At 38.8% G+C, this 21,140-nt stretch carries 23 protein-coding genes; 14 read left to right on the top strand and 9 right to left on the bottom strand.

From position 1 onward, the window contains the following. Positions 1-41: 41 nt before the first annotated feature. From FCL54_RS12785 to FCL54_RS12775, 3 genes are all read left to right on the top strand, one after another. Positions 42-1,238, top strand: a complete 1,197-nt coding sequence (locus FCL54_RS12785; RefSeq protein ID WP_138127020.1) for an MFS transporter — start codon at positions 42-44, stop codon at positions 1,236-1,238. Between the two features lie 85 nt (positions 1,239-1,323). After that, a complete protein-coding gene (locus FCL54_RS12780) occupies positions 1,324-1,569 on the top strand; it encodes a YuzF family protein (RefSeq protein WP_138127019.1) in 246 nt (81 codons plus the stop codon). 81 nt (positions 1,570-1,650) lie between these two features. Continuing rightward, positions 1,651-2,547: a manganese catalase family protein gene (locus FCL54_RS12775; protein ID WP_138127018.1), complete on the top strand. Its 897-nt coding sequence runs from the start codon at positions 1,651-1,653 to the stop codon at positions 2,545-2,547. A gap of 106 nt (positions 2,548-2,653) precedes the next feature. Here the strand turns inward: FCL54_RS12775 and FCL54_RS12770 are convergent, their stop codons facing one another. Both FCL54_RS12770 and FCL54_RS12765 read right to left on the bottom strand, forming a co-directional pair. Next, on the bottom strand, positions 2,654-3,955 hold the full coding sequence (locus FCL54_RS12770) for an APC family permease (RefSeq protein ID WP_138127017.1): 1,302 nt from the start codon (positions 3,953-3,955) through the stop codon (positions 2,654-2,656). 481 nt (positions 3,956-4,436) lie between these two features. Next, on the bottom strand, positions 4,437-4,649 hold the full coding sequence (locus FCL54_RS12765; protein WP_138127016.1) for an alpha/beta-type small acid-soluble spore protein: 213 nt from the start codon (positions 4,647-4,649) through the stop codon (positions 4,437-4,439). Between the two features lie 172 nt (positions 4,650-4,821). Here FCL54_RS12765 and FCL54_RS12760 point away from each other — a divergent pair, with 172 nt between their 5' ends. From FCL54_RS12760 to FCL54_RS12740, 5 genes are all read left to right on the top strand, one after another. Then, positions 4,822-5,850 (top strand): serine hydrolase domain-containing protein, encoded by a 1,029-nt coding sequence (locus tag FCL54_RS12760; protein ID WP_138127014.1) that lies wholly within the window; start codon positions 4,822-4,824, stop codon positions 5,848-5,850. A 35-nt stretch (positions 5,851-5,885) separates the two neighbouring features. Then, positions 5,886-6,476: a GNAT family N-acetyltransferase gene (locus FCL54_RS12755; protein ID WP_138127012.1), complete on the top strand. Its 591-nt coding sequence runs from the start codon at positions 5,886-5,888 to the stop codon at positions 6,474-6,476. Positions 6,477-6,577: 101 nt separating this feature from the next. After that, positions 6,578-7,831, top strand: coding sequence for an ATP-binding protein (locus FCL54_RS12750; protein ID WP_138127010.1), 1,254 nt, complete (start codon positions 6,578-6,580; stop codon positions 7,829-7,831). A 123-nt stretch (positions 7,832-7,954) separates the two neighbouring features. Continuing rightward, positions 7,955-8,155 carry a hypothetical protein gene (locus FCL54_RS12745; protein ID WP_138127008.1) on the top strand — a complete coding sequence of 67 codons (201 nt, stop codon included), beginning with the start codon at positions 7,955-7,957 and terminating at the stop codon, positions 8,153-8,155. Between the two features lie 53 nt (positions 8,156-8,208). After that, entirely contained in the window at positions 8,209-8,637 is a 429-nt protein-coding gene (locus FCL54_RS12740) for a VOC family protein (protein WP_138127006.1), read from the top strand. Positions 8,638-8,781: 144 nt separating this feature from the next. Here FCL54_RS12740 and FCL54_RS12735 read toward each other — a convergent pair whose 3' ends face one another. Continuing rightward, positions 8,782-10,023: a cysteine desulfurase-like protein gene (locus FCL54_RS12735; RefSeq protein WP_138127004.1), complete on the bottom strand. Its 1,242-nt coding sequence runs from the start codon at positions 10,021-10,023 to the stop codon at positions 8,782-8,784. A 136-nt stretch (positions 10,024-10,159) separates the two neighbouring features. Further along, positions 10,160-11,290 (bottom strand): amidohydrolase family protein, encoded by a 1,131-nt coding sequence (locus FCL54_RS12730; RefSeq protein WP_138127002.1) that lies wholly within the window; start codon positions 11,288-11,290, stop codon positions 10,160-10,162. Positions 11,291-11,468: 178 nt separating this feature from the next. On the opposite strand from FCL54_RS12730, the gene FCL54_RS12725 reads away from it, so the two are divergent. Continuing rightward, positions 11,469-11,657, top strand: a complete 189-nt coding sequence (locus FCL54_RS12725) for a hypothetical protein (protein ID WP_138127000.1) — start codon at positions 11,469-11,471, stop codon at positions 11,655-11,657. Between the two features lie 80 nt (positions 11,658-11,737). Further along, entirely contained in the window at positions 11,738-11,890 is a 153-nt protein-coding gene (locus FCL54_RS24050; RefSeq protein ID WP_171016830.1) for a hypothetical protein, read from the top strand. 240 nt (positions 11,891-12,130) lie between these two features. Here FCL54_RS24050 and FCL54_RS12720 read toward each other — a convergent pair whose 3' ends face one another. Further along, positions 12,131-13,096 (bottom strand): LAGLIDADG family homing endonuclease, encoded by a 966-nt coding sequence (locus FCL54_RS12720; RefSeq protein ID WP_246055230.1) that lies wholly within the window; start codon positions 13,094-13,096, stop codon positions 12,131-12,133. Positions 13,097-13,267: 171 nt separating this feature from the next. Between FCL54_RS12720 and FCL54_RS12715 the strand changes: the two genes are divergently transcribed. The 3 genes from FCL54_RS12715 (at position 13,268) to FCL54_RS24045 (ending at position 15,442) form a co-directional block, all read left to right on the top strand. Next, a complete protein-coding gene (locus tag FCL54_RS12715; RefSeq protein WP_138126998.1) occupies positions 13,268-14,128 on the top strand; it encodes a dimethylarginine dimethylaminohydrolase family protein in 861 nt (286 codons plus the stop codon). 293 nt (positions 14,129-14,421) lie between these two features. Further along, positions 14,422-15,117: a Na-translocating system protein MpsC family protein gene (locus tag FCL54_RS12710; protein ID WP_138126996.1), complete on the top strand. Its 696-nt coding sequence runs from the start codon at positions 14,422-14,424 to the stop codon at positions 15,115-15,117. 169 nt (positions 15,118-15,286) lie between these two features. Then, the gene (locus tag FCL54_RS24045; RefSeq protein ID WP_171016829.1) at positions 15,287-15,442 is read left to right on the top strand and encodes a hypothetical protein; all 156 of its coding nucleotides are present in this window, start codon (positions 15,287-15,289) and stop codon (positions 15,440-15,442) included. A gap of 115 nt (positions 15,443-15,557) precedes the next feature. Here the strand turns inward: FCL54_RS24045 and FCL54_RS12705 are convergent, their stop codons facing one another. From FCL54_RS12705 to FCL54_RS12690, 4 genes are all read right to left on the bottom strand, one after another. Beyond that, positions 15,558-17,039, bottom strand: a complete 1,482-nt coding sequence (locus tag FCL54_RS12705; protein ID WP_138126994.1) for a protein adenylyltransferase SelO — start codon at positions 17,037-17,039, stop codon at positions 15,558-15,560. Positions 17,040-17,348: 309 nt separating this feature from the next. Further along, positions 17,349-17,915, bottom strand: coding sequence for a DUF4256 domain-containing protein (locus tag FCL54_RS12700; RefSeq protein WP_138126992.1), 567 nt, complete (start codon positions 17,913-17,915; stop codon positions 17,349-17,351). A 74-nt stretch (positions 17,916-17,989) separates the two neighbouring features. Beyond that, positions 17,990-18,373: a nuclear transport factor 2 family protein gene (locus FCL54_RS12695; RefSeq protein WP_138126990.1), complete on the bottom strand. Its 384-nt coding sequence runs from the start codon at positions 18,371-18,373 to the stop codon at positions 17,990-17,992. Positions 18,374-18,521: 148 nt separating this feature from the next. Then, positions 18,522-19,013: a TspO/MBR family protein gene (locus FCL54_RS12690; RefSeq protein WP_138126988.1), complete on the bottom strand. Its 492-nt coding sequence runs from the start codon at positions 19,011-19,013 to the stop codon at positions 18,522-18,524. 256 nt (positions 19,014-19,269) lie between these two features. Between FCL54_RS12690 and FCL54_RS12685 the strand changes: the two genes are divergently transcribed. Next, entirely contained in the window at positions 19,270-21,099 is a 1,830-nt protein-coding gene (locus tag FCL54_RS12685) for a M6 family metalloprotease domain-containing protein (protein ID WP_138126986.1), read from the top strand. Positions 21,100-21,140 lie beyond the last annotated feature (41 nt).

Below are 21,140 nucleotides of genomic sequence, written 5' to 3'. Positions count from 1 at the left end.
CGAAAAATAATGTATTCGATATAATAAAAGGATGAAAAGCGATGGATGTCCAACCTGAAAAAGTATTGCCATATACAAAGCAAAACCCTGAATTTTGGCGAATCATATCTGCCTTTACTGTCGCCTCGTTACTGATATTTTCAACCTTGTATGTCTTCCAGCCGTTACTGCCTGTTTTTGTAAAGGAATTTAATATAACACCGACATCTTCCAGTTTGTTGGTGTCATCGTCTGTTATTACGATGACGGTAGGTCTTTTTGTACTTAGTTTTTTGGCTGACAGGTATGGCCGAAGACCGATTATGATACTTTCTCTCATCGTTACTGTCGTTACTTTATTAGCTATGCCGTTTGCAAAATACTTTACCTTCATCGTCACTCTTCGTTTTTTGCAGGGATTTTTTATCGCAGGGATTCCGGCGGCAGCGATGGGTTACCTGGGGGATGAAATCGATAGACGCCATTTAAGCCTGGCGATGACGTTTTATATCGCGAGCAATGCCCTTGGAGGAATGGGGGGACGAGTTTTCGCCGGCTATATCACTGATCTTTTCAATTGGGAGACGACACTTTTAACTCTATCTGCTTTTGGAGTAATCGTTATTTTCTTGTTTCTCTTTCTTTTGCCGAAAGAACGACTGTTTGAGAAAAAGCCCGCTTCCCTTAAATCGGATATAAAGGGCATGTTTGTTCATTTAAAAGATACTCGCTTGATACCATTATTTATCACGGGGCTATTATTGCAAACGGTGTTCACTGCTATCTGGACATACTTACCGTTCTATTTACATGATGAACCTTTTGGTTGGACGTTGAGAACGATATCGTTCACATATTTCGCCTATTCTCTTGGTGTACTAGCACCACCCCTTGCGGGAAGAATCTCTTCCAGAGTCGGACTTCCTAAAGTTTTTTTCGGAGGAATAATTTTACTAGCGATCGGAACATGGCTCACTGCTTTCCATTATACCCCGCTCATCTTGATAGGTCTTGGAGTCATCTGTACAGGGTTCTTTATCTCCCATTCGATGGCAGCTGCTCTTGTTAGCCGGACGGCGACACATCATAAAAGCGGTGCATCAAGTTTCTACTTAATCAATTACTACGTTGGTGTAGCAATCGGAAGTACAGCAGTCGGAAAGCTCTGGGATCATTTTGCATGGAAAGGGATCATCAGTACAAGTGTTTTGCTTTTCATTATTCTTTTCTTCATTCCGAAATTAGACGACCCAAGTTAAGTGAAAATGCAGGCAAGAAAAATTATCATGAGTTGTTCTTTTCCCTCATACATTTTACCGATGAGAGTGGAAAGGAGCTTTATTCATGAGTTATAACAATAGGCCAGTGGCTAATCAATATCAGACTACACCTTCGATGGTATCGATGGTCGACCCGTATTTTTATCAAACACTTCTAAATGTCATGGGACAGAAGATTATTGTGGATACTACAAGAGGAAATGTAAAGGGAATCGTGAAAAATGTGTTGCCGGATCATGTTGTACTCGATTCAGAAGGAACGCTTTTCTTTGTAAGAATCCAACAGATCGTCTGGATTATGCCCGAATAAGTTGTCATAGAACAAGCATTCCCTCTCATACATCATAGTGATTAATTGCCTTTTCCCAACTATGATGATGGGGGGATTTTATTGTTTAAGCGAAGCAATAAATTGCTGATAGAATTACCGAAGCCAAAGCAGCCTGATCCGAATGCTGCTGCAGCTGTCCAAGAACTCCTCGGTGGCCGATTTGGAGAGATGTCTACTTTAAATAATTACATGTATCAATCATTTAATTTCCGCAACAAGAAAAAATTCAAGCCATTCTATGATTTGGTCGCAAGCGTTACAGCAGAGGAGATGGGACACGTAGAGCTTGTATCGACAACGATTAACCTTATGCTCACCGGTACAACTTTTAACGGCAATCCGAATGTTGCTCCTATGCAAGAAGCAAAAGATCTGAGAAATACGTATCATTTCATCGGAACGGCTCAAACATCTATTCCCGGAGATTCTATGGGGAATTCCTGGCGTGGAGACTATGTTTTTAATAGCGGAAATTTGATTCTGGACTTACTTCATAACTTTTTCCTTGAATGTGGAGCTAGAACCCATAAGATGCGTGTGTATGAAATGACTACGAATGAAGTTGCGCGTGAAATGATCGGTTACCTTCTTGTACGCGGTGGGGTGCATGTTCTTGCTTATGCAAAGGCTTTGAAGATAGCTACCGGAGTTGATATGACTAAGCTGATTCCAATCCCAAATCTTGATAACAGTGCGTTTGAAACAGCTCGTAAATTTGAGGAACAAGGTGTCCATCGAAAACTTTATACGTTTAGTCAGACTGATTATAAGGATGTTTCGAAAATATGGAAAGGGAAAGATCCGAGATCCGGTGATCAACTGGAGGTGGTTGTTGGTACTCCGCAGGGAGGACCTGTTCCCAACCTGGAAGAAATTCCGGAAGAATTCGCACCCGGGATTTCCGAAGAAGATTTTATGGAGATTGCGAGAAGACTTCAGCAATCAGCAGGGATATAGCAACTAAAATTATTAATAAGATATTGGTTGTTAAAGAGGTTCATCTCTGAATAACCCAACGTATTAAGTAAGACGATGGATTCAGGTTGAACCTCTTTGGTGTTAATTATGTGCTTTGCGTTTCATTTTTTAAAAAGAAACGTTCACCAATAAAGATAAGAATAATAAAGATTACTGATACCGCAACAACAAGCAAATCAGTTTTTAGTTTTATCCATATAAAGGCGACTAGAACAATTCCGTCCAACACGAAAGCCGATAGTACAATCACTGGATTTGCTTTCACTGTTATTCTTAAATTTTTGAACACGCCCCAGTGGATCATCATATCCATAATGAGATAAAGAATAGCACCCATGGAAGCAATCCTGCTCAAGTCAAAGGCAATGGTAAGAATCATTGCCAGTGCAACCGTGTAGACAAGCGTGTGTTTCTGAATGGATCCAGGCATTCCAAAGTGACTGTGCGGGATCAACTTCATGTTTGTTAACATCGCAAGCATTCTTGAAACAGCAAAAACACTGGCGATAATGCCTGTAACTGTTGCGATTATTGCAAGGATTACCGTTAACCAGAGGCCATAGTCACCGAATGCCGGACGTGCTGCCTCCGCAAGGGCATAGTCCTTTGCTTCAATAATTCGGGTTATCGATAGATTACTTGAGACCGCTGATGCCAATAAAACATAAACGACAAGACTGATTAAGATCGATAACGTAATTGCTCTTCCAACATTTTTCTTCGGTTTCGTTATTTCAGCACCACTGTTTGTTATTGTTGTAAACCCTTTGAAAGCGAGAATGGTTAGTGCAACCGAAGCTATATAACTAATAAAAGTCGGATCTGGCGGATTACTTCCAGGTTCAGCGGGTGCTAGTGCAAAATCTGCGACCCAAATTCCGGCAACTGCAAAAACAACTAGTCCTATTATTTTAATTAGCGATGCACCAGATGTAAATGTTTGAATAAACGAATTCCCTGAAATGTTTATTAAAAATGCTACGACCACCAACACAACACCCAACAAAGGGACTAACCATTTTGGCTGTTCTCCCTCAAAGAGTTGGAGAGTATAAGTTCCAAACGTACGAGCTACCAGACTCTGATTGATGATCATTGAAAAAGCCATCATAAGAGATGCAGAAGCACTAATCGTTCCTTTTCCATACTCTTTGACCAGAAACATGCCGATACCACCTGCTGATGGATATTGCTGGCTCAACTTAATATAGGAATAGGCACTGAAAGCTGTAACAATGCTTCCAATAAAGAATATGAGAGGGAACCATGTTCCGGAGAGTTCTGCAACTTGCCCCAGCAGCGCAAAGATACCTGCACTGATCATAACTCCGGTCCCAAGGCCAACTGCTCCCACTAAAGAAATACTGTTCTTTTTGTAGTTTGACATAAGAAAGTAACCTCCCTCCGTTTTTCTGTAAGATACCCCACCTATGTATACCCTGCTTGGAAATTTCTAAGCAAATCTACTATCACAATCAATAGCATCAAAATGTTATCCTATACGGGAAGAAAAGAGAGTTCATTTAGCTGTCTTAATTTGAATCTCTTCGGAACTCATCATGTAAACAAATCATTATAGTTTTTGTCGTTATCTATAGTAATGGGGGTGGAAATGACTTGTGATGCAGATAAAAAGGCTATGAAGAATATCAAAACAAAAGTTTACTCTATGTACATCCTTTAGTTCGGAATATATTTAAGTGGAAAATGAGACCTGCAAGGATTTGTTTTTAAGAAAGAGTGACTCTTATTGTTAAAGGATTGTTGGCTGCAGAAGAATACGGGGAGTGATAATACTTTTTCCTGGTCCATACATGGCAAAAAAATAAGGAGGCAAAATGCTTTGCCTCCTCAACTTATTTTAATAATTATTGGCCATACCCGCCCATTGATTGCTGAGCTGTTCTTACAAGACGCTTTGTGATTTCTCCACCTACAGAACCATTAGCGCGGGAAGTTGTATCCGCTCCAAGTTGAACACCAAACTCACGAGCAATTTCCATTTTCATTTGATCAATCGCCTGTGCTGCACCACTTACAAGAAGTTCATTATTGTTGTTATTTCTTGCGTTGTTTGCCATTCGATATTACCTCCTGTGTAGTCTTTTTATAGTTTTGATGTTGCTTGATATCATTATCTGTAACCGTTTTCTTTTCTATACAGGTAAATGTTGGATGAAATGGATAAAGGAATTTACGAGTAACGAACAGAATAGGTAGAATGGAGAAAGTGATAGAAGGGATTCACATATTATGCAATTGCCAAATTCTAATACCGATCAATTTGATTCTCTTGTCGATTATGCAAAAAAGATCAACCAGCTAAACGGTGGTTCAGCAGAAGCTGTGTTCGTTATTCATGATGGACAAGTTGTAACGGAATATTATGGAGGCACACACTCTCATAATCAAGCATCAAGACAGGTAGATGAACATTCACGCTTCCATGTTGCATCTGTTCGAAAAAGTTATCTAGGTTTTGCCGTTGCACTCGCTGTTTTTGAAGGGAAGATAAACAGCATAGATGATAACGTTTTAGACTATCTGCCTGATTATGATAAAAACGTTGTGATTAATACAACATTGCGTCACTTGCTGACACACACACATGGATTGTCGGAAAACGGAAGCGGAGAATTAATAAGGCGATTTGCCCCGGGTACCAACTGGGCATACGAAGATTCCAATATTAGAATGCTTACTGAAATAGTCGAAAGGGTTTTTGATAAATCGCTTGCCAGTCTACTTCAGGAACGGGTCTTTCAGCCGCTTCAATTAACTAGAACAGGTTGGCCCGCTGTTAAAGATGAAGAACTAGTATCCGTCATTGGGGAAGCCGGGCAGGAAACAGATCCACTATCGGATTCGATGAAAGATAACGCGAAAAAGCTTTATGTTTCTGCAAAAGAGCTAGCTTACTGGGGATACTTTCATTTGAAAAAAGGAATGATCGATGGAAAACAAGTTTTGCCTAAAGAAGTGTTCAAAATGGCAACTGGTATCCAAAGTCCTTTAATGGTAGACAGGGAACTTCCTCAAAACGGGTTTTTATGGTTTGTGAAAGAATTCGATGCAAAAATGAACGAGATTGGAAAGGATGTTCCGTTAGGATCTTTCCAGATCCTTGGTGTTACAGGGCCGATGCTACTGGTTGTTCCGGAACAAGACCTTGTTGTCGTTCGGATGTTCAATAAACGCTACAATTATGATGGTAAAGAAGGATACCTTTACTATATTAGAGAGTTCGGAAACAAAACGATCAAGTGTTTAAATACACCATAAACAACACAAGTTAGACAGTTCTAGAGGGGGATAAAATGTTTGTATATAAAATTGATGAAGATTTGTCTTTGAGATTATTAAATACCTATGATGCAGAAGAGTTTTTTCAGTTGATGGATACCTCAAGAAAGCACCTTTCAAAATGGCTGGGATGGTTGGACTACAACAAAGAAGTAAATGATTCAAAGGCATTTATAGAAGCAACATTAAAAAGCATTGCAGATACTGGAGGCTTTCCAAAAACGGTTGCTATGATCTACAAGGGATCGATTGCCGGAGTAATAGGGTTTAATGAAATAAATCATTCCAATAAATCAGCAATCATAGGCTACTGGATCGGAGAAAAGTTCCAGGGAAAAGGCATAGTGACTAAAGCATGCAATGCTTTAATTGTTTATGGGTTCAATGATATTAGACTGAATCGAATGGAGATAAGAGTTGCTAAAGAAAACTATAAAAGCAGAGCTATTCCAGAGCGGTTAGGATTTAAGGAAGAAGGGCTTATTCGACACGCAGAATGGTTGTATGATCATTATGTTGATCATGTTGTTTATGGGTTGCTAAAGGAAGAGTGGCAAGCTTTAACGGATAAAGATTTTAATCAAAAAAAATTAGAAACGCGCTAAATTGCGCGTTTTTTGTCTGTTTAAAAGGATATTTTGGAAAAGGTGGCGAATGAATAGGTATAACTTGCCAATTCACACTTATGTGTTAAGGAGATATTTTTATGGTAGAGACTATTCACCACTTAATTTTACACGTGGTATTTATTTTGTTTACTATCCTACTATACCAAATGTTTAGTGATGAAAAGGAAAACGATCCAAACAGAGTTAACACAGGGTTTCTTTTAATGAACATTGTTATTCTCATTTTCACAATGGGTTTTCCCGTTATTTATTCCAGCGGGTATGTTTATGACTTTAAAGTTATTCCGATTATAATAGCGTTTTTATACGGTGGAATCAGAGTTGGATTTTTAACATTTCTGGCGATGCTGCTTGTCAGTTTTTTCACTGATCATGTTTTTGTAAAGTTATTCGGCAATTATGCTGTTTTTTGTTTATTGCTGGTTCCTATATCAAAGCTTTACCGTCGCTATGACTCACGGGGAAAGTTGTTGACCATTTCTCTATTTTATTTAGCAATTCCGTTCACAAGAACAATCTACTTGATCTACGAAAATGAATTGGAGCAAATACCGTTTATGATAAGTTCCACAATAATTATTTGGATAACCCTTGTGCTGATCGTTTATTTAATTGAAAACAGGATGGAGCAAATCAGGATAAAAAAAGAGTTGTTAAAAGCAGAGAAACTGAATGTTGTCAGTCAATTGGCTGCGTCTGTTGCACATGAGATACGAAACCCTATGACGACTGTAAGAGGTTTTATGCAACTTTTACAGGGGGAAGTCCTATCAAATGAACAAAAAACATTTATCAGTATTTCAATTAAAGAATTAGATCGGGCACAGGAAGTTATCAACCAGTATCTCTCATTGGCAAAGCCGCAAACAGAAGAGTTCGAGGTGTTCAGCTTAACAGAAGTTATTAACGATTCAGTGGAAGTTATGTCGACATATGCGGTGATGAGTAGTATAAAAATTAAAAAAAATGTTGCAGAAAACCTCTCGATTCAAGGATTAAAGGTAGAGATGCAGCAGGTACTGATCAACCTTCTTAAGAATGCTATCGAGGCGATTAAAGAAAACGGAGAAATAATGGTTAAAGCGCTTGAAAACAAACATGGCCAAATTATCATAACTGTAAAAGATAATGGGGGTGGCATGCCAAAAGAGCAACTTAAGTTGCTAGGAAGACCTTACTATTCTACAAAAGAAAAGGGTACTGGCCTTGGATTAACTGTCTGCTACCAGATTGTAAAGCGTATGAAAGGTGAAATTAAAGTAGAAAGTAAAGAAAATCAAGGAACTACTTTCACGATTAAATTGCCAATTCCTAATGTGAATCCTCGCTGACCTTAGCTATTTACCATTATCGTTTCTTTAAATTTCATAAGAAGATTAAGAAGTATAGTAATCCAATAGTAGAAAAAGGAATAACTGACCTTTTGCAGAATTTATAGTAAGGAGAATTCACATATGAGGAAGTTTCTTTCAAGGTATTCACACTGGTTTTCTTTTTCTCTTGTTGCGTTTAGCTTTATAACATTGTTTATTAATTTCAAAAACGGAATTCCCCGTATAGTAGCGATTATTATGGGAGGAATTGGCCTGGCCGCAGTGGCATATCTTTCTTTACTTACGGAAAGGCACATTAGAAAGCAAAAAGAGTATCGTTAGTTCCTTGAGGTATAACATTTAAACTTAAAGCCTTGTGAAATGGAGGGTTCTACATGGTTTTATCGATTTATCCATACTTAGTGTTAAACGGTAACGGTCAGGAAGCAGTTAAGTTTTATGAAGAAGCGCTGGAAGCGGAAGTGCTTGGGGTACAAACTTTTGGGGACATGCCCGATAACCCGGAATTTCCAACTCCTCCTGAAGCAAAAGACCGTGTTTTAAATGCTCATTTAAAAGTGGGAAATACAGACTTAATGCTTTCTGATACTTTTCCTGGCCAGCCATATCAGATAGGAGAACAAGTCACGGTTGCCGTTATGATTAGCAATGCGGAGAAAGCAGAAAAAGTTTTCGAAAAGTTGCAACAAGATGGGAAAGTTTTGATGCCACTTCAACAAACATTTTGGAGCCCTTCCTATGGACAAGTAAAAGATAAATTCGGTATAACCTGGCAGGTTTCAACGCAGGAAGAAAACAGCTGATTTACTCAGAATACTTTTTTTAAAAGGGAAAGGTGCAAATTAATTTCTTCACCCATACCAAGAAAAAGCATTATAATAAATAGCCTGGTGCATACGTCCAGGCTTTGATTGTTTTTGTTTCTCTTAGTAGTGAATCGGATAATTTTAAGTGGTTTCTGAAAGAGTTTTGTTAATAAGCACGTTATCCATCGCTTTTATAAATTGTTCAATTTCCTCAATCGTATTGTAAGGTGCAAGGCCTATTCGGATCCAACCCCCATTGTTATAAACATCAAACTTCTCAGCCATAATGGAAGCATAGAAGTCACCATCTGCTACGTTCATATTGTAATGATCGGCAAGCCATTTTGTGATTTCCCTTGAATTTGCATCTTTTACAGTGAATGCAAACGTTGGGGTTTTAGGAACATTTTTATCAGCCCGGTATAAGGTGATTGAAGGAGTTGTTCTAAAGAATTCTTCCAGTTTTGCTGCAAGTTTTTCTTCATAAGCATCAATTTGTTTCATGCCATCTACAATACGTTCGCGAGTTGTCTGGCCCTTCCCGAGATCTTCGAGAAATTTTATCGCCCCTTTAAGGCCGGCGATTCCTTCGTGGTTTTGTGTTCCTGTCTCTAATTTATCTGGATAGTAGGAAGGAGCGGGTGCAAGCTTATATGTTTCCAGCTTCTCGAACAATTGTTCTTGTATCGCGGCAATCCCCACATGAGGTCCAAAAAACTTATATCCAGAGCATAGCAATACATCTGCACCAAGCTCGGTGAAATCGATCGGGAAGTGAGGAACAGCATGTACTGCATCCACTATAGTCAAAGCACTGACGCGTTTTGCCTGGCGTATGACTTCTTTCACATTTGTTATTGTACCAGTGACGTTTGAAGCCATTCCAACCGCAACTAATTTTGTTTTTTCAGTTATAAGATCGTCTAGAGCCTCCATATCTAGAGTCATTGTTTCAACGTGAAGCGGAATATACTTTATTGTTGCTCCAACATCTTTTGCAAGTGTCACCCATGGGTCAACGTTAGCGCGATGATCTAGCTCCGTTACAATGATTTCATCTTCATTAGTTAGCATTTTTCCTATGCTTCTGGCAATCGAAAAGGCGAGGGTAGTCATGTTAGGACCAAAAGCAATTTCTTTTGGTTTTGCACCCAGCAGGTTAGCGGCAGCTTTCCGTGTTTCATCGAGCAACTGGTCGGTGCGAACACTTGTATCAAAAGTGCCATGGAGATTAGCCATGCCATTTGTAATATAATCAGTCATCGAATGGATTGCATTTTCAACCATTTGAGTTCCGCCTGGTCCGTCAAAGTAAATAGGGGCATCGCTGGATTGTAAAGCTGGAAACTTTTGTCGAATCGAGTCAATTGAATAGGACTTCACACATTTCACCTCATTTATTTTATTTCGGTCATCGTAATAATACTTCGATTCTAAATGATGGATTCCTTCTAAAATGGGAATGGATAAGACAAAAAGAAAGTACCATTGCTTTTAAATCGTTAGGCATGGTACTTCTTCATTCAGCGGAAGTTTGGTTTTCTACTTGCTTTTGGAGTTGAAAGAGCAATTCATTAGCCTCTCGCTTATTCAGTTTGTACTTTTTATCCTGGATATTGAGCTTATCTGTGAGTTTTCCAATTTCTCTTATCTGTGTTTTTGTCGGCGGTTGAATTTCAATTAATCGTTCATAATTTTGATAAGCAACTTTTACAGCAGTTTCGGGGGCCAGCATATTAAGAACTTCATACATGGCTTCATAGCCATCTGAAAGACCGATACCTGAACCTGAATCCGACCCAAGCATAAAACGGTCCGGGTACTTTTCGATGATTGGAACAAAATCCTCCAACTTGTGGCTGCTACCTTTATCATAGCGAGTAAAACCTGCGTAAAAATCAATATAGAGGTTGTCGTGATTTTTTAAAAGCTTTGCAAGATTTGCTGGTGAGTTAAACACATTTCCGTGACCAAATATAAAAATCGTTTTCGGATGATCTGCCAGCGCTCGTTTTAAATGAGCGATCGGTGCACCTTTGGGTGGATCGATATGCAGCAAAACAGGTACCTTGTACTTTTCAGCAAGCTCATATAATCCAGGGAGATTTCCCCAGTTAGGGTTTTCTGCTTTCCATTTCAGATTAGAGGTGAGACGAGAGTATGTAGAAGCGGCCACAATCTCTCCGATATTCAGATATCCCTGTTCTAAATGCTCCTTCATAACCTTTTTAAATTCCATATTATTTTCCTCATCTAAAGGAATACCTGCAAATGAAGGGAAAATGCGATCTGTATGGTCTATATAATGATTCCAGGATGCGCTGTCTGTCACCTGTGCAGCTGGCTCAGATATATTGCCGAATAAGACTGTTCGATCAATTCCGTATTCATTCCAATAATCAAGAGGCATTGCGCTGGCATCATGGTTATGTACATCAATAATGGGCAAATCTTTGTATGTTTGATGGAGCGCTTGATCAGCATCAGCACTTTGTTTCATTTCTTTAAATTTCTCAATCATTGAGTCATCTGGTGTATATTCTGTGTGAGGTATAACTTTTATATCGTCATTCTTCGAGGTTTCCAGAGAGCAGCTACCAAGTAGCAGTAATGATATTAAGGAAATGGGAAGGAGTATTTTTACATTCAAAGAAATACCTCCTGTTTTAAAGGCCTATTATCACCAAAATTTTACCATAAATTATCAGGTTGAAATAGAAAAACTATGCAAATAGATATGGGAAATAATTAGGGAAATATCCAGAGAGCGAGGGAGGGATAAAATAAGGGGAAGTACATATCTTAATACCTGTATAGGAGGTGAAGATATGGCAAACAACAATTATCAACAAAATCAACAAAACGGTGTAAAAAATAAGATTAAAAACACGGCCGGAGCTGCTTTTCATGCTGTTCATGATGCGCTTGAAGCAACTGAGAATGCTGCAATGAACGCAGTAGATCAAACAGCTAAAGCAGTAAGGAACGTAACTAACCGAAATAACAACCAACAATAAAAATATATTATAAAGTCAACGAGCGCCACAATTCAGTGGCGCTTTTAAAGAAAAATGAATTTTAAAGGGAGGCAATGACAGTGGCAAAAAAACATGAAAGAACCGATAAGGAGTTACCAGATCAAAATCCTAGAGATGCAGCAACAGCTGGAAATTTTGGAGCTGAGTTTGCACGTGGAATGTTGTTGGATAATGAAGTTGGAAAAGATCGTGAGGAAAAAAGTAATGATTAGAAAATTTTTCGCATCTTGATCATCTTGATCTGGATGCGAATTTTTTTGGGTTGTTAAATGATTTAATAAAATCCAAAATAAATGACGTATTTAGTGAATTTTTTGTTTTGTCTCACTATCTAAAGTTTACTTAGTAATTGAGACAAGGAACCACTTTCTTAATTTAGGTGCCTATAATTTAGATTATGTAAACCCGTAAAAAAACAAAAAGAAAAGGGAGTTAAATTAATAACCCTCTCTTTATAACCTATTCTTATTATTTAATGCCATAAAAAGAGTTTTAAACACTGAATCTTTTTTTAACCATAGCTCAAATGTTGTTATTTTAATGCCTATTTTCTTGCATGCAGTTTCTATAGAACCGTTTTTAGCATAATCAGTTAAAAAATCTGTTTTTCTTTTTGCAACTGCTTCTTTATTATTTTTCAATGGTCTATCTTTTAACAAATTTAAAGGCAAAGTTTCTTTTTCGAATTCTTGGAACTTCCTTTTTAAATATATATCTTTGTCTTTATAAATCCAATCAGCAAACTTACTTATTGTTCTTCTTCCAGTAATGAAAAGCCGTACATGTTTTCCCTTGACTTTTATTCGGGAAGTAATTTTTTGATTTTCTAAAACTGTTTTTAACTGTTCCATGAAGTGATACGACCCACCTACAAAACTAACATTATATCTTTCATAATTCACATGTCCATCTCCATCAAAATAACCTCTTACAAAGTGGTGCATAAATTCATCTGGAATATTAGGAAAAGATACAACATTTGATTTTGCCGGGGTTATTCCATGTATCTCCATAAGATCTACCTTTAAAATCTTGCTATGGAGCATCAGAATATAGACGTCTCTTGAATTATTCTTATAAAGCGGTTGATTGGAATTTAATTCTCGTTTTATATCTTCTAGAAGATATTTTTCCTTTTGAGCAAATCCGACACTCTGCATATCCTTATTAATTACTCCATCCGCAACAAAAAAACCAAGTATGTAAGCCATGTTGTTGGACCAGGTCTTAAAGTAATGTTCATTTAGTCTATACTGCCGCTTCCAATGTCCTCTGGGGCGTATTTGGACATTGTTATCTGTTAAAACTTGTCGAACATATCTGGGAGAAACATTTGCCTGCTCTGAAATTACGGTAGTACTCTCCCCCTCCTGATACTTCCTGATCATTTCAGAAATCTCCATCGTCCGTTTCTTCATAAAATACCTTCCCTTCTATTTTTATTGGAATTATATTCCTGATTTAATTATACAAACATATGTTCGTGTAATCAAATTTCAAGCCCCTTCTCTTCCCTTTTTCAGAATTCAAATATCTTACCCAATGAATGGTAATGATATATAGTAATTATATTTTCAGGAGGGCGGTTTATGGAAACTCAACCTCATAAAGGCAAGCTAGCCTATTGTAACAGTGAGTATGATTCCTTACAGAAGGTGGTCCTGTGTGAGCCTCATTATATGACCATTCGGGATGTTATTAATGAGACCCAAAAGCAATACAAAAACGAAGGAATTAACATTGATAAAGCTGTAGAGCAGCATGGCCGGTTTGTGAAAGAGTTGCGGAGCCAGGGTGTTGAGGTGGTGTTGCTCCCGTATCACGAGAAGTTTCCCGAACAAGTTTTTACAAGGGATATTGGATTTACATTGGGCCAAACGGTTTTTATTGCTAAAATGGCAAGTGAGGTTCGAAGTGGCGAGGAAGATGTTTTAAAACAATGGCTAGATGATGAAGAAATTTCTTACTTTAACCTGGCTGAAGATAGAATTGAAGGCGGAGACGTCATTATTGACCGCAATACTATCTATGTTGGATTGAGCAATCGTACGAACCGGAAAGCAGTTGAACGTTTGCAAAGCCTGTTAACCCAGTTTGAAGTGAAGGCCGTTCCTTTTACAGAAACCTATCTTCATTTGGACTGTGTCTTCAATGTTATTTCGCCAGAAGTAGCATTGATTTATCCTGAAGCATTAACTAAAGTGGATATCGATTTATTTTCTTCTCGTTATGATCTAATCGAAGTTTCGAAAGGTGAACAATTCACCCTTGGGACAAACGTACTAGCAATCGGCGATAATAAAATCTTCAGTCTTCCGGTCAATAAAGAAGTAAATAAACAGCTTCGAAATAAAGGTTTTGACGTAATTGAGGTGGATATTTCTGAAATCATTAAGTCTGGCGGATCTTTCCGCTGCTGTACGATGCCTTTATTACGGAAAGAACAATAACATTCTCTGAAGAAGATTATGTAAAACAACTTGTTTTCAAAGAGAAAAGGAAACCCTTTTTGTCGGGGTTTCCTTTTTCGTATAGTCGATTATCAATTAGTGACAGTGTAATCTGCTTCCATAATAAAAATAAAAACTAGTTCCTGCTTCAAAAAAACGTTTTTTATTATGTCTTCCGGGAAAATTTAAATATAGCCGACTAATAGTTTACATAGAACATGTTAAATATTAAAATAAAAGTAGGACAGAAGATATGATGCTTCTTTCTTACAAAATGAGGATGATTTAAACTTATGGATATTAAAGCACAGCAAACAAAATTGGCTAATAATTTTGGAAAGTTGCTGCGGGATAAATTTGGTAAAGGTCCTGAAGCGATCCATGTGACCATATCCAACCCCTATGTTCTGGTCTATGTTAGCGGTTTTCTTTCTGCAACGGAACAAGTGCTATTGGACCAGGGGCAAGATATAACTGTGAAAACTACTCGGGAATACTTAATGAAGTCTCTGGATCCAGAAATCCGGGGACAAATAAAAGGGATTACCGATATAGAAATTCAACATATATATTATGATTGGAATCTTTCCAGACAAACAGGTATATTTGTGGCCGTGAGTCCTGCTATTCCTGAAGACGGAGAAGATTCGAGAAGGAAATACACTGGAAAAGAAGATGTCCATCAAGAAATTGCAAGTATCAGCCAACAGGCTGAAAAAGCTCCTGATTCAGTGGACTCCTATATGCTTAGTTCACGTTCCTTGCTCGTTATCCGAGAAGGGATTCTGGTACCTATCGAAAAGCAACTGATCACACTTGGCTTTGATGAAAACCTGCGTGTGGCAAAACGACAACTAGAAGGAGAACTGTTAATTAACAATACTCACTTCCCTTCTATCCTGGATGCCAGGGTACAGGATGTTTTTGTCGACTGGGATTTCATTCTTGATAATAGTGTGATTGCATTCATCTTGAAACCAAATAACTAGGCAGTAATGAAATGGACAAAATGTGCCATCCATAAGCCGAAAAGAACAGGAATCGTCCCTGTTCTTTTCGGCTTTTTCTATTTTGTGAATAACAAGTTACTTGTACAACATATAGATAACTATTAGACGAGTATAAAAGCTTTGCATCTTAAGAGAAAGGATTTTTAACATGACCAATTATATTGAAATGGCGATGTTCATAAAGGAACTTCTGAGGCTTGAGGAAGATTATAAAAGGTGTGAAAATGAATTCCTTAAAAAAGAAATCATGATTGATATCGAGCTTCTTTCTTCGATAATCTCTGAAAGTAAGAGTAAAGTATGATAGCAAATAACTAAATTGATAAGGTGATTTTGGTGCACAATTGCTATATAAAAGTAAAAAGCTGTCTGCTTCCTGTTAAATATGGATAGGAAACAGACAGCATAAGCCTTCTTTTTTATGTTCCGCAAAAGGTACGATACGGCCGATCAGAATCTGGCGGCAGTTTTGCGTATTCTGCTTGTTCGGTTGTGTGTTCGTATGGGTTGGAAAGAGCATTTAGCAACCGTTCCATCATGCTGTAGTCTTCCTTTTCTACCGCTGCTTCAAGTGCTTCTTCTACCCTGTGATTCCTTGGAATCAGGGCAGGATTATGGTTCCGCATCAATTCATGGGATTCTTCCATCGATTGTTCTTGCCTTCCCAGTCTTTCCTTCCACCGCTCTTTCCATTTTTTAAATTCATCAGTCCCCAACAGTACTTGTACTCCATCTGTTTCTTTATCAAACGTTAAAGCAAGGAATGTATTCGTAAAGTCCGCTTTATACTCTTCCATTAATTTAAACAGGTCTTGAATAAGGGATTGGTCATCTTCCTCTTCGTTAAATAGTCCAAGCTTTGCTCGCATCCCGGTAAGCCAGTTCTCCCGGTATAGATCAGTAAAAACACCCATCTCTTCCTGGGCGATTTTAACAGCCTCATCCTGATCGTCATGCAAAAGCGGTAGCAAAGTTTCTGCAAACCTCGCAAGGTTCCATCCAGCTATCGGAGGTTGATTTGCATATGCATAACGTCCCTGTACATCGATGGAACTGAATACGGTTCCAGGGTGATACGTATCCATGAACGCACAGGGACCATAATCGATCGTCTCTCCGCTGATCGCCATATTATCGGTGTTCATCACACCGTGAATAAAACCAACTAGCATCCATTGCGAGATTAGCTCAGCCTGTCGTTCGATCACTTTTCGTAACAATGACAAATATGGATCTTCATCATCTTTTATTTCTGGAAAATGACGGTACATAGTATAGTCAGCAAGTGCTTTCAATTTTTTTACGTCATCGAGGGCCAAAGCATACTGGAACGTACCTACTCGAAGATGGCTTGATGCTACACGTGTTAGGATTGCACCGGTTTCGAAAGTCTCCCTTCGTATTTTTTCCCCGGTTGTCACGACTGACAGGCTGCGTGAAGTTGAAATTCCAAGTCCGTGCATCCCTTCGCTAATAATATACTCCCGCAACATCGGTCCCAATGAAGCACGTCCGTCACCTCGACGAGAGTAAGGTGTTGGTCCTGATCCTTTAAGCTGAATGTCAAACCGCTTTTTATCTGGTGTGACCTGCTCGCCAATCAGCAAAGCACGCCCGTCCCCCAGCATGGTGAAATTACCGAACTGATGCCCTGCGTATGCTTCAGCAAGGGGTATCGAACCTTCAGGCATCCTGTTTCCAGCAAGAACCTCTACTCCCTCATCACTTTTTAGTTCATCAGGGTTCAATCCCAGTGTTTTAGCAAGAGAGTCATTGAAAACAGGCAATTCAGGTGAACTTACAGGGTTAAGGTTGATAGTGGAATAAAATGCTTCTGGTAAGTTGGTATAGCTGGTATGTAAGTTCCAGCCCTGTTCATTACTTTCTTTACTCTTTGTCATCGTATCCTCCTTTACATGTATTAGGATTTTTTATTTAAATGCTATCAGATTTATAATGTTCTTTCTTCTACACTAACACACGTAAGCCCCTATAGTGTCTACACCTGCCTCGTGATTATACGAATATGCCCGGTTGTTTCTCTACTTAACGAAATGCAACCGTCCTCATGGTGGATAACACTTTAGAAGCTACTTCTTTCCACCAAACTGCCCCTCCATTTCTTACAACTTTCCTATTACTTCAATAAAAAAGGATGTGCTCTCCTTCTTGGAGGAACACATCGTGGTGTTAAATTCCTAAATTCAAATTTAAATTCTTAGCGAACCACGAAATCCCCTTGCAGCATAGTAAGATTCTGCTCCATTGTGATATACAAAAACAGTGTCGTAGCGACGGTCACAAAAGATGGCGCCACCAAGTTTTCTTATGTTAGCAGGTGTTTGCACCCAGCTCGACGTTTTCGTATCGAAATTTCCGAGTTTCTGTAGCTCCCGGTATTGCTCTTCCGTTAAAAGTTCAATGCCCATTACAGTTGCCATATCTATAGCGTTATTGTCTGGTTTGTGTTTTTTTCTTGATTCCAGTGCTTCAAGGTCGTAACAAACACTTCTCCGACCTTTAGGGCTTTCCGTTGAACAATCATAAAATATGTATTCATCCGTCTTTTTATCATGGCCAACAACATCCGGTTCCCCGCCAGTAGCTTCCATTTCATTGAGAGACCACAGTTTATCAGTGTTAGTTTCCAGCCTTGCTTGTACTTTAGCCCATTCCAGATCATTATGCCGGTTCGTGTTTTTCTCAAAACGGGCTTTCAAAGTGCTAAGTAGTTCTTCACGTTGCGCTTGTGATAACTCCTTATTTCTCTCAGTCATATTAGTATCCTCCTTTTGTTTTACTCAGTAATATGTAAGGGCTTTCGAGCTGTGTTTCAAAATTTATAGTCCGGTTAAAAAATCCCATTTTCATTAGGCGAATTCACTGGTACGGGTTGTCCTAAATCCCACAATTCAACAATTCGATCATCCTCGAAGCGGAAGATATGGACAACAGCCGCTCCGAGGTCTTCCCGATTTTGTTTAACGTGTGAGTGAACTGCTACGAGTTCTCCCTCTTCGATCGCCCGTTTAACGTTAAATATCTTGTCAGGGTTCTCCGATGCATTCTCTTCCATCGCTAACATAAGTGATTCTGCATCCCCGGGAAAGAATGGGTTATGATGCCTGAGGTCGGAACTTGCAAAACTTTGAAATCCTTCTTGTACTTTTCCTGAAGCAACAAGCTTTAAAAAAGACACTGCTTTTTTCTTGTTTGAGGACGTATCTTGATTCATTTCGCACAACCTTTCACTACAAAAGTATTTCAATTAAATATTACTTTATTAGGATAGAAAGAACCAACCCTTAGTTCCCTACAAAGATGAAAAAAACATTAAGAGAAGCCCCTCTTAATGTTTAAATAGATTATATATATTAAATAGTTTACGACTTGTTCAGCTGCCATACACTATAGTTCAAGTTAAGTGCAAATGCTACCCACAGAACATAGGGAACCATCAAACTTCCTGCCACTTTATCCTTTTGATAATACTTGTAAGTGGTTAGCGTGATTGTAGTCAAAAGAGCAGCGATCTCAGTAAAAGCCGTTCCGCGTAGTCCCCATCTGAAAAAGAGAAATGACCACAAAAAATTCAATCCTAACTGGATGTCATAAAGCCCATTTGCTAACTTTGTTGGTTTTTCTTTCAGCGAAATTCTGTAATTAGCTATACCCATCATTGTATAAAGACTCGTCCATACTACCGGAAAGACCCAGGAAGGTGGAGAATAATCCGGTTGCTTTAAGTTCTTGTAAATCTCTTTTGCATTTTTAGTAGCCAAAAACCCAGTAACCATTCCGCCTAAAACGGGAACGAGGATATCTTTAGCTAATTTGGCCTTGTTTATCTTGCCGTCAACTTCAAATATATTCATTCCATCACCTCTTTTGTTGTTAGTATTTATTTTGCCTAAATATTGGTTAGAAAAACATTTAAAGTTTTTTCAGAACGAGTTAACCCTTTATAGATTTCTTGTAAAAGTAAAAGATCAAAATAGGACTTTATTCGTGGAAAACTTTCTTTTTATGTGAAAATTGTGTAAAAATTTTAATTTTTTAGTAATATTTCCTCTGCTTGAAGGCAGATTATTCTGATATATTTTCCTTATATAAACAAAAGGAGTGACTTTCTTGTTAAAAGTTCTATCAAAAACAGGCCTATCCCTTGCATTAGCCGGAGGAGTTGCACTGGCAGGCTTTCAGACAAGTGATACACCAGTAGTAAAAGAATCGAGTAAATATGATCTAAACCTTGCCCATTATGTAGGAGCATCTCCTGAATTAGCGGAGAAGGCTAAAAATTTGGGAGTGGATGTCTCAAAAGCGGATCCTGCTGAAGAAATTGCGAATCAAGGAGCAAAGTTCCAGCAGGCCGGTGATAACCATGTTGCCTACAATAAGACATCAGGCGATGTTCCAGTTCTTGTGCTCTTAGCTAAGTATCCTGAAGGTGATGAACCTATTGGAGACATGAAAGGACAGGTTCCAGCACATTACTATGAAGATTTAATTTTCGGAACTGAATACAATCCTTATGAACTAGAGCAATTTAAGAAATACGGCGGTGAGGATGTTCCAACGGATCGTACGATGCAAAATGCATACAAAGAATCCAGTTATGGACAAGTTAACCTTGTGCGTAAAGAAAATACAAAATTTGCTTGGGTTGAAATGCCAAAGGGTGCTTCCTATTATCTAGACCAGGAAGGTAAGTATGCTGAAGGCGGAAAATATAAACTTGGAAATGAAAACGGTGACGCTCACACAGGTGAATTCGTCCGTGACCTTTTGAAAGCTGCGGACGATCAGGTTGACTTCTCTAAATATGCTGTAAATGGAGAAGTACCAAACGTATTCGTTATCCATGAAGGAACAGGCGCTGAGTTCAGCCGTGACCCTGCACAGTTCTGGTCGCATAAATGGTCTCTATTAAGTGCACTTTACTATGGTAAATACTATGAAACTGGTAAACCAGCGGATGCTTATGCCGGAATGAGTCAGTCAGAATGGATCAATAAAACAGTTGCAGAAGATATGACGTATGACGGTGTTATCGTAAATAATTACAATATCCAGCCTGGTATCGGCGGTAACGTTGCAGGTTATAATCTTGCGACTGGTGGTTATGATGAAGCTTTAAAACAAGGTCCATACCCGGCTCAAACAGGAGTTTACGCTCATGAGTTTGGCCATGTTCTTGGTTTGCCTGATTTCTATGACACACTTTACACTTCTGAAGGCGTTGGTAACTACTCCATGATGGCAGGCGGTTCCTGGATGCGTTATCCGAATGCTGCTGCCTATTCAGGTAACTCACCGACACACTTTGACCCGTTCTCCAAAGTTTTCTTAGGATGGGCAGATCCTGTTAGTGTTAAACCAGATGATGGCGTGAAAAAAATCACCTTACCTTCTATCGATAAGGCAAATGCCGATAATGGTCTCGTTAAGATGGAAGTCCCTGGTTCAAATGGTACGGAATATTTCTTGTTCGAAAACGTTCAGCAAAGCGGATTTAACAAAGGTCTAATCCGCCAGGGTGAAAACTCCCACGGATTGGTTGCATGGCATGTCGATGAAAATATCATCAATCTTTACCAGTCGGCTGGCTTCCGTCCAAATAATGTTGAGAACTGGATGAACAAGCGATTCCAGTACAACCAGTCACAAACGGCAAGTGACGGCACAGTTGTAACTCACTATGGCCTCTCTGTTCTTCAGGCGGATGGAAAATATGATCTTGAAAAGTACGTGAACCGTGGTGACTCAGGTGACTTCTTCCAGACTGGTGATAAGCTAACACCTAACTCTAAGAACGTTCATAGCGGTTCGTACTATTTCTGGAAAGATAACAGTGATATTCCTGCTGATTCTGGCATTAATGTTACAGACATCGTCGAGAATGAAGATGGGTCCATTACTGCAAAGTTCTATTACAGTACCAATGCAAGTAAACAGTAATAATTTATAAAAGACGAATCCCCAGTTTTATTTTGAAACAG

It is taken from the genome of Exobacillus caeni (assembly GCF_005747095.1).
In the GTDB taxonomy this organism is placed as follows: domain Bacteria; phylum Bacillota; class Bacilli; order Bacillales; family Guptibacillaceae; genus Exobacillus; species Exobacillus caeni.
This window is presented reverse-complemented; position numbering and strand designations above follow the sequence as displayed.

What these genes read in the sequence shown, in the direction of transcription:
- FCL54_RS12785 (WP_138127020.1), top strand. Translation starts at nt 42, where the DNA reads ATGGATGTCCAACCTGAAAAAGTATTGCCATATACAAAGCAAAACCCT.
- FCL54_RS12780 (WP_138127019.1), top strand. Translation starts at nt 1,324, where the DNA reads ATGAGTTATAACAATAGGCCAGTGGCTAATCAATATCAGACTACACCT.
- FCL54_RS12770 (WP_138127017.1), bottom strand. Translation starts at nt 3,955, where the DNA reads ATGTCAAACTACAAAAAGAACAGTATTTCTTTAGTGGGAGCAGTTGGC.
- FCL54_RS12765 (WP_138127016.1), bottom strand. Translation starts at nt 4,649, where the DNA reads ATGGCAAACAACGCAAGAAATAACAACAATAATGAACTTCTTGTAAGT.
- FCL54_RS12760 (WP_138127014.1), top strand. Translation starts at nt 4,822, where the DNA reads ATGCAATTGCCAAATTCTAATACCGATCAATTTGATTCTCTTGTCGAT.
- FCL54_RS12755 (WP_138127012.1), top strand. Translation starts at nt 5,886, where the DNA reads ATGTTTGTATATAAAATTGATGAAGATTTGTCTTTGAGATTATTAAAT.
- FCL54_RS12750 (WP_138127010.1), top strand. Translation starts at nt 6,578, where the DNA reads ATGGTAGAGACTATTCACCACTTAATTTTACACGTGGTATTTATTTTG.
- FCL54_RS12745 (WP_138127008.1), top strand. Translation starts at nt 7,955, where the DNA reads ATGAGGAAGTTTCTTTCAAGGTATTCACACTGGTTTTCTTTTTCTCTT.
- FCL54_RS12740 (WP_138127006.1), top strand. Translation starts at nt 8,209, where the DNA reads ATGGTTTTATCGATTTATCCATACTTAGTGTTAAACGGTAACGGTCAG.
- FCL54_RS12725 (WP_138127000.1), top strand. Translation starts at nt 11,469, where the DNA reads ATGGCAAACAACAATTATCAACAAAATCAACAAAACGGTGTAAAAAAT.
- FCL54_RS12720 (WP_246055230.1), bottom strand. Translation starts at nt 13,096, where the DNA reads ATGAAGAAACGGACGATGGAGATTTCTGAAATGATCAGGAAGTATCAG.
- FCL54_RS12715 (WP_138126998.1), top strand. Translation starts at nt 13,268, where the DNA reads ATGGAAACTCAACCTCATAAAGGCAAGCTAGCCTATTGTAACAGTGAG.
- FCL54_RS12710 (WP_138126996.1), top strand. Translation starts at nt 14,422, where the DNA reads ATGGATATTAAAGCACAGCAAACAAAATTGGCTAATAATTTTGGAAAG.
- FCL54_RS24045 (WP_171016829.1), top strand. Translation starts at nt 15,287, where the DNA reads ATGACCAATTATATTGAAATGGCGATGTTCATAAAGGAACTTCTGAGG.
- FCL54_RS12705 (WP_138126994.1), bottom strand. Translation starts at nt 17,039, where the DNA reads ATGACAAAGAGTAAAGAAAGTAATGAACAGGGCTGGAACTTACATACC.
- FCL54_RS12700 (WP_138126992.1), bottom strand. Translation starts at nt 17,915, where the DNA reads ATGACTGAGAGAAATAAGGAGTTATCACAAGCGCAACGTGAAGAACTA.
- FCL54_RS12695 (WP_138126990.1), bottom strand. Translation starts at nt 18,373, where the DNA reads ATGAATCAAGATACGTCCTCAAACAAGAAAAAAGCAGTGTCTTTTTTA.
- FCL54_RS12690 (WP_138126988.1), bottom strand. Translation starts at nt 19,013, where the DNA reads ATGAATATATTTGAAGTTGACGGCAAGATAAACAAGGCCAAATTAGCT.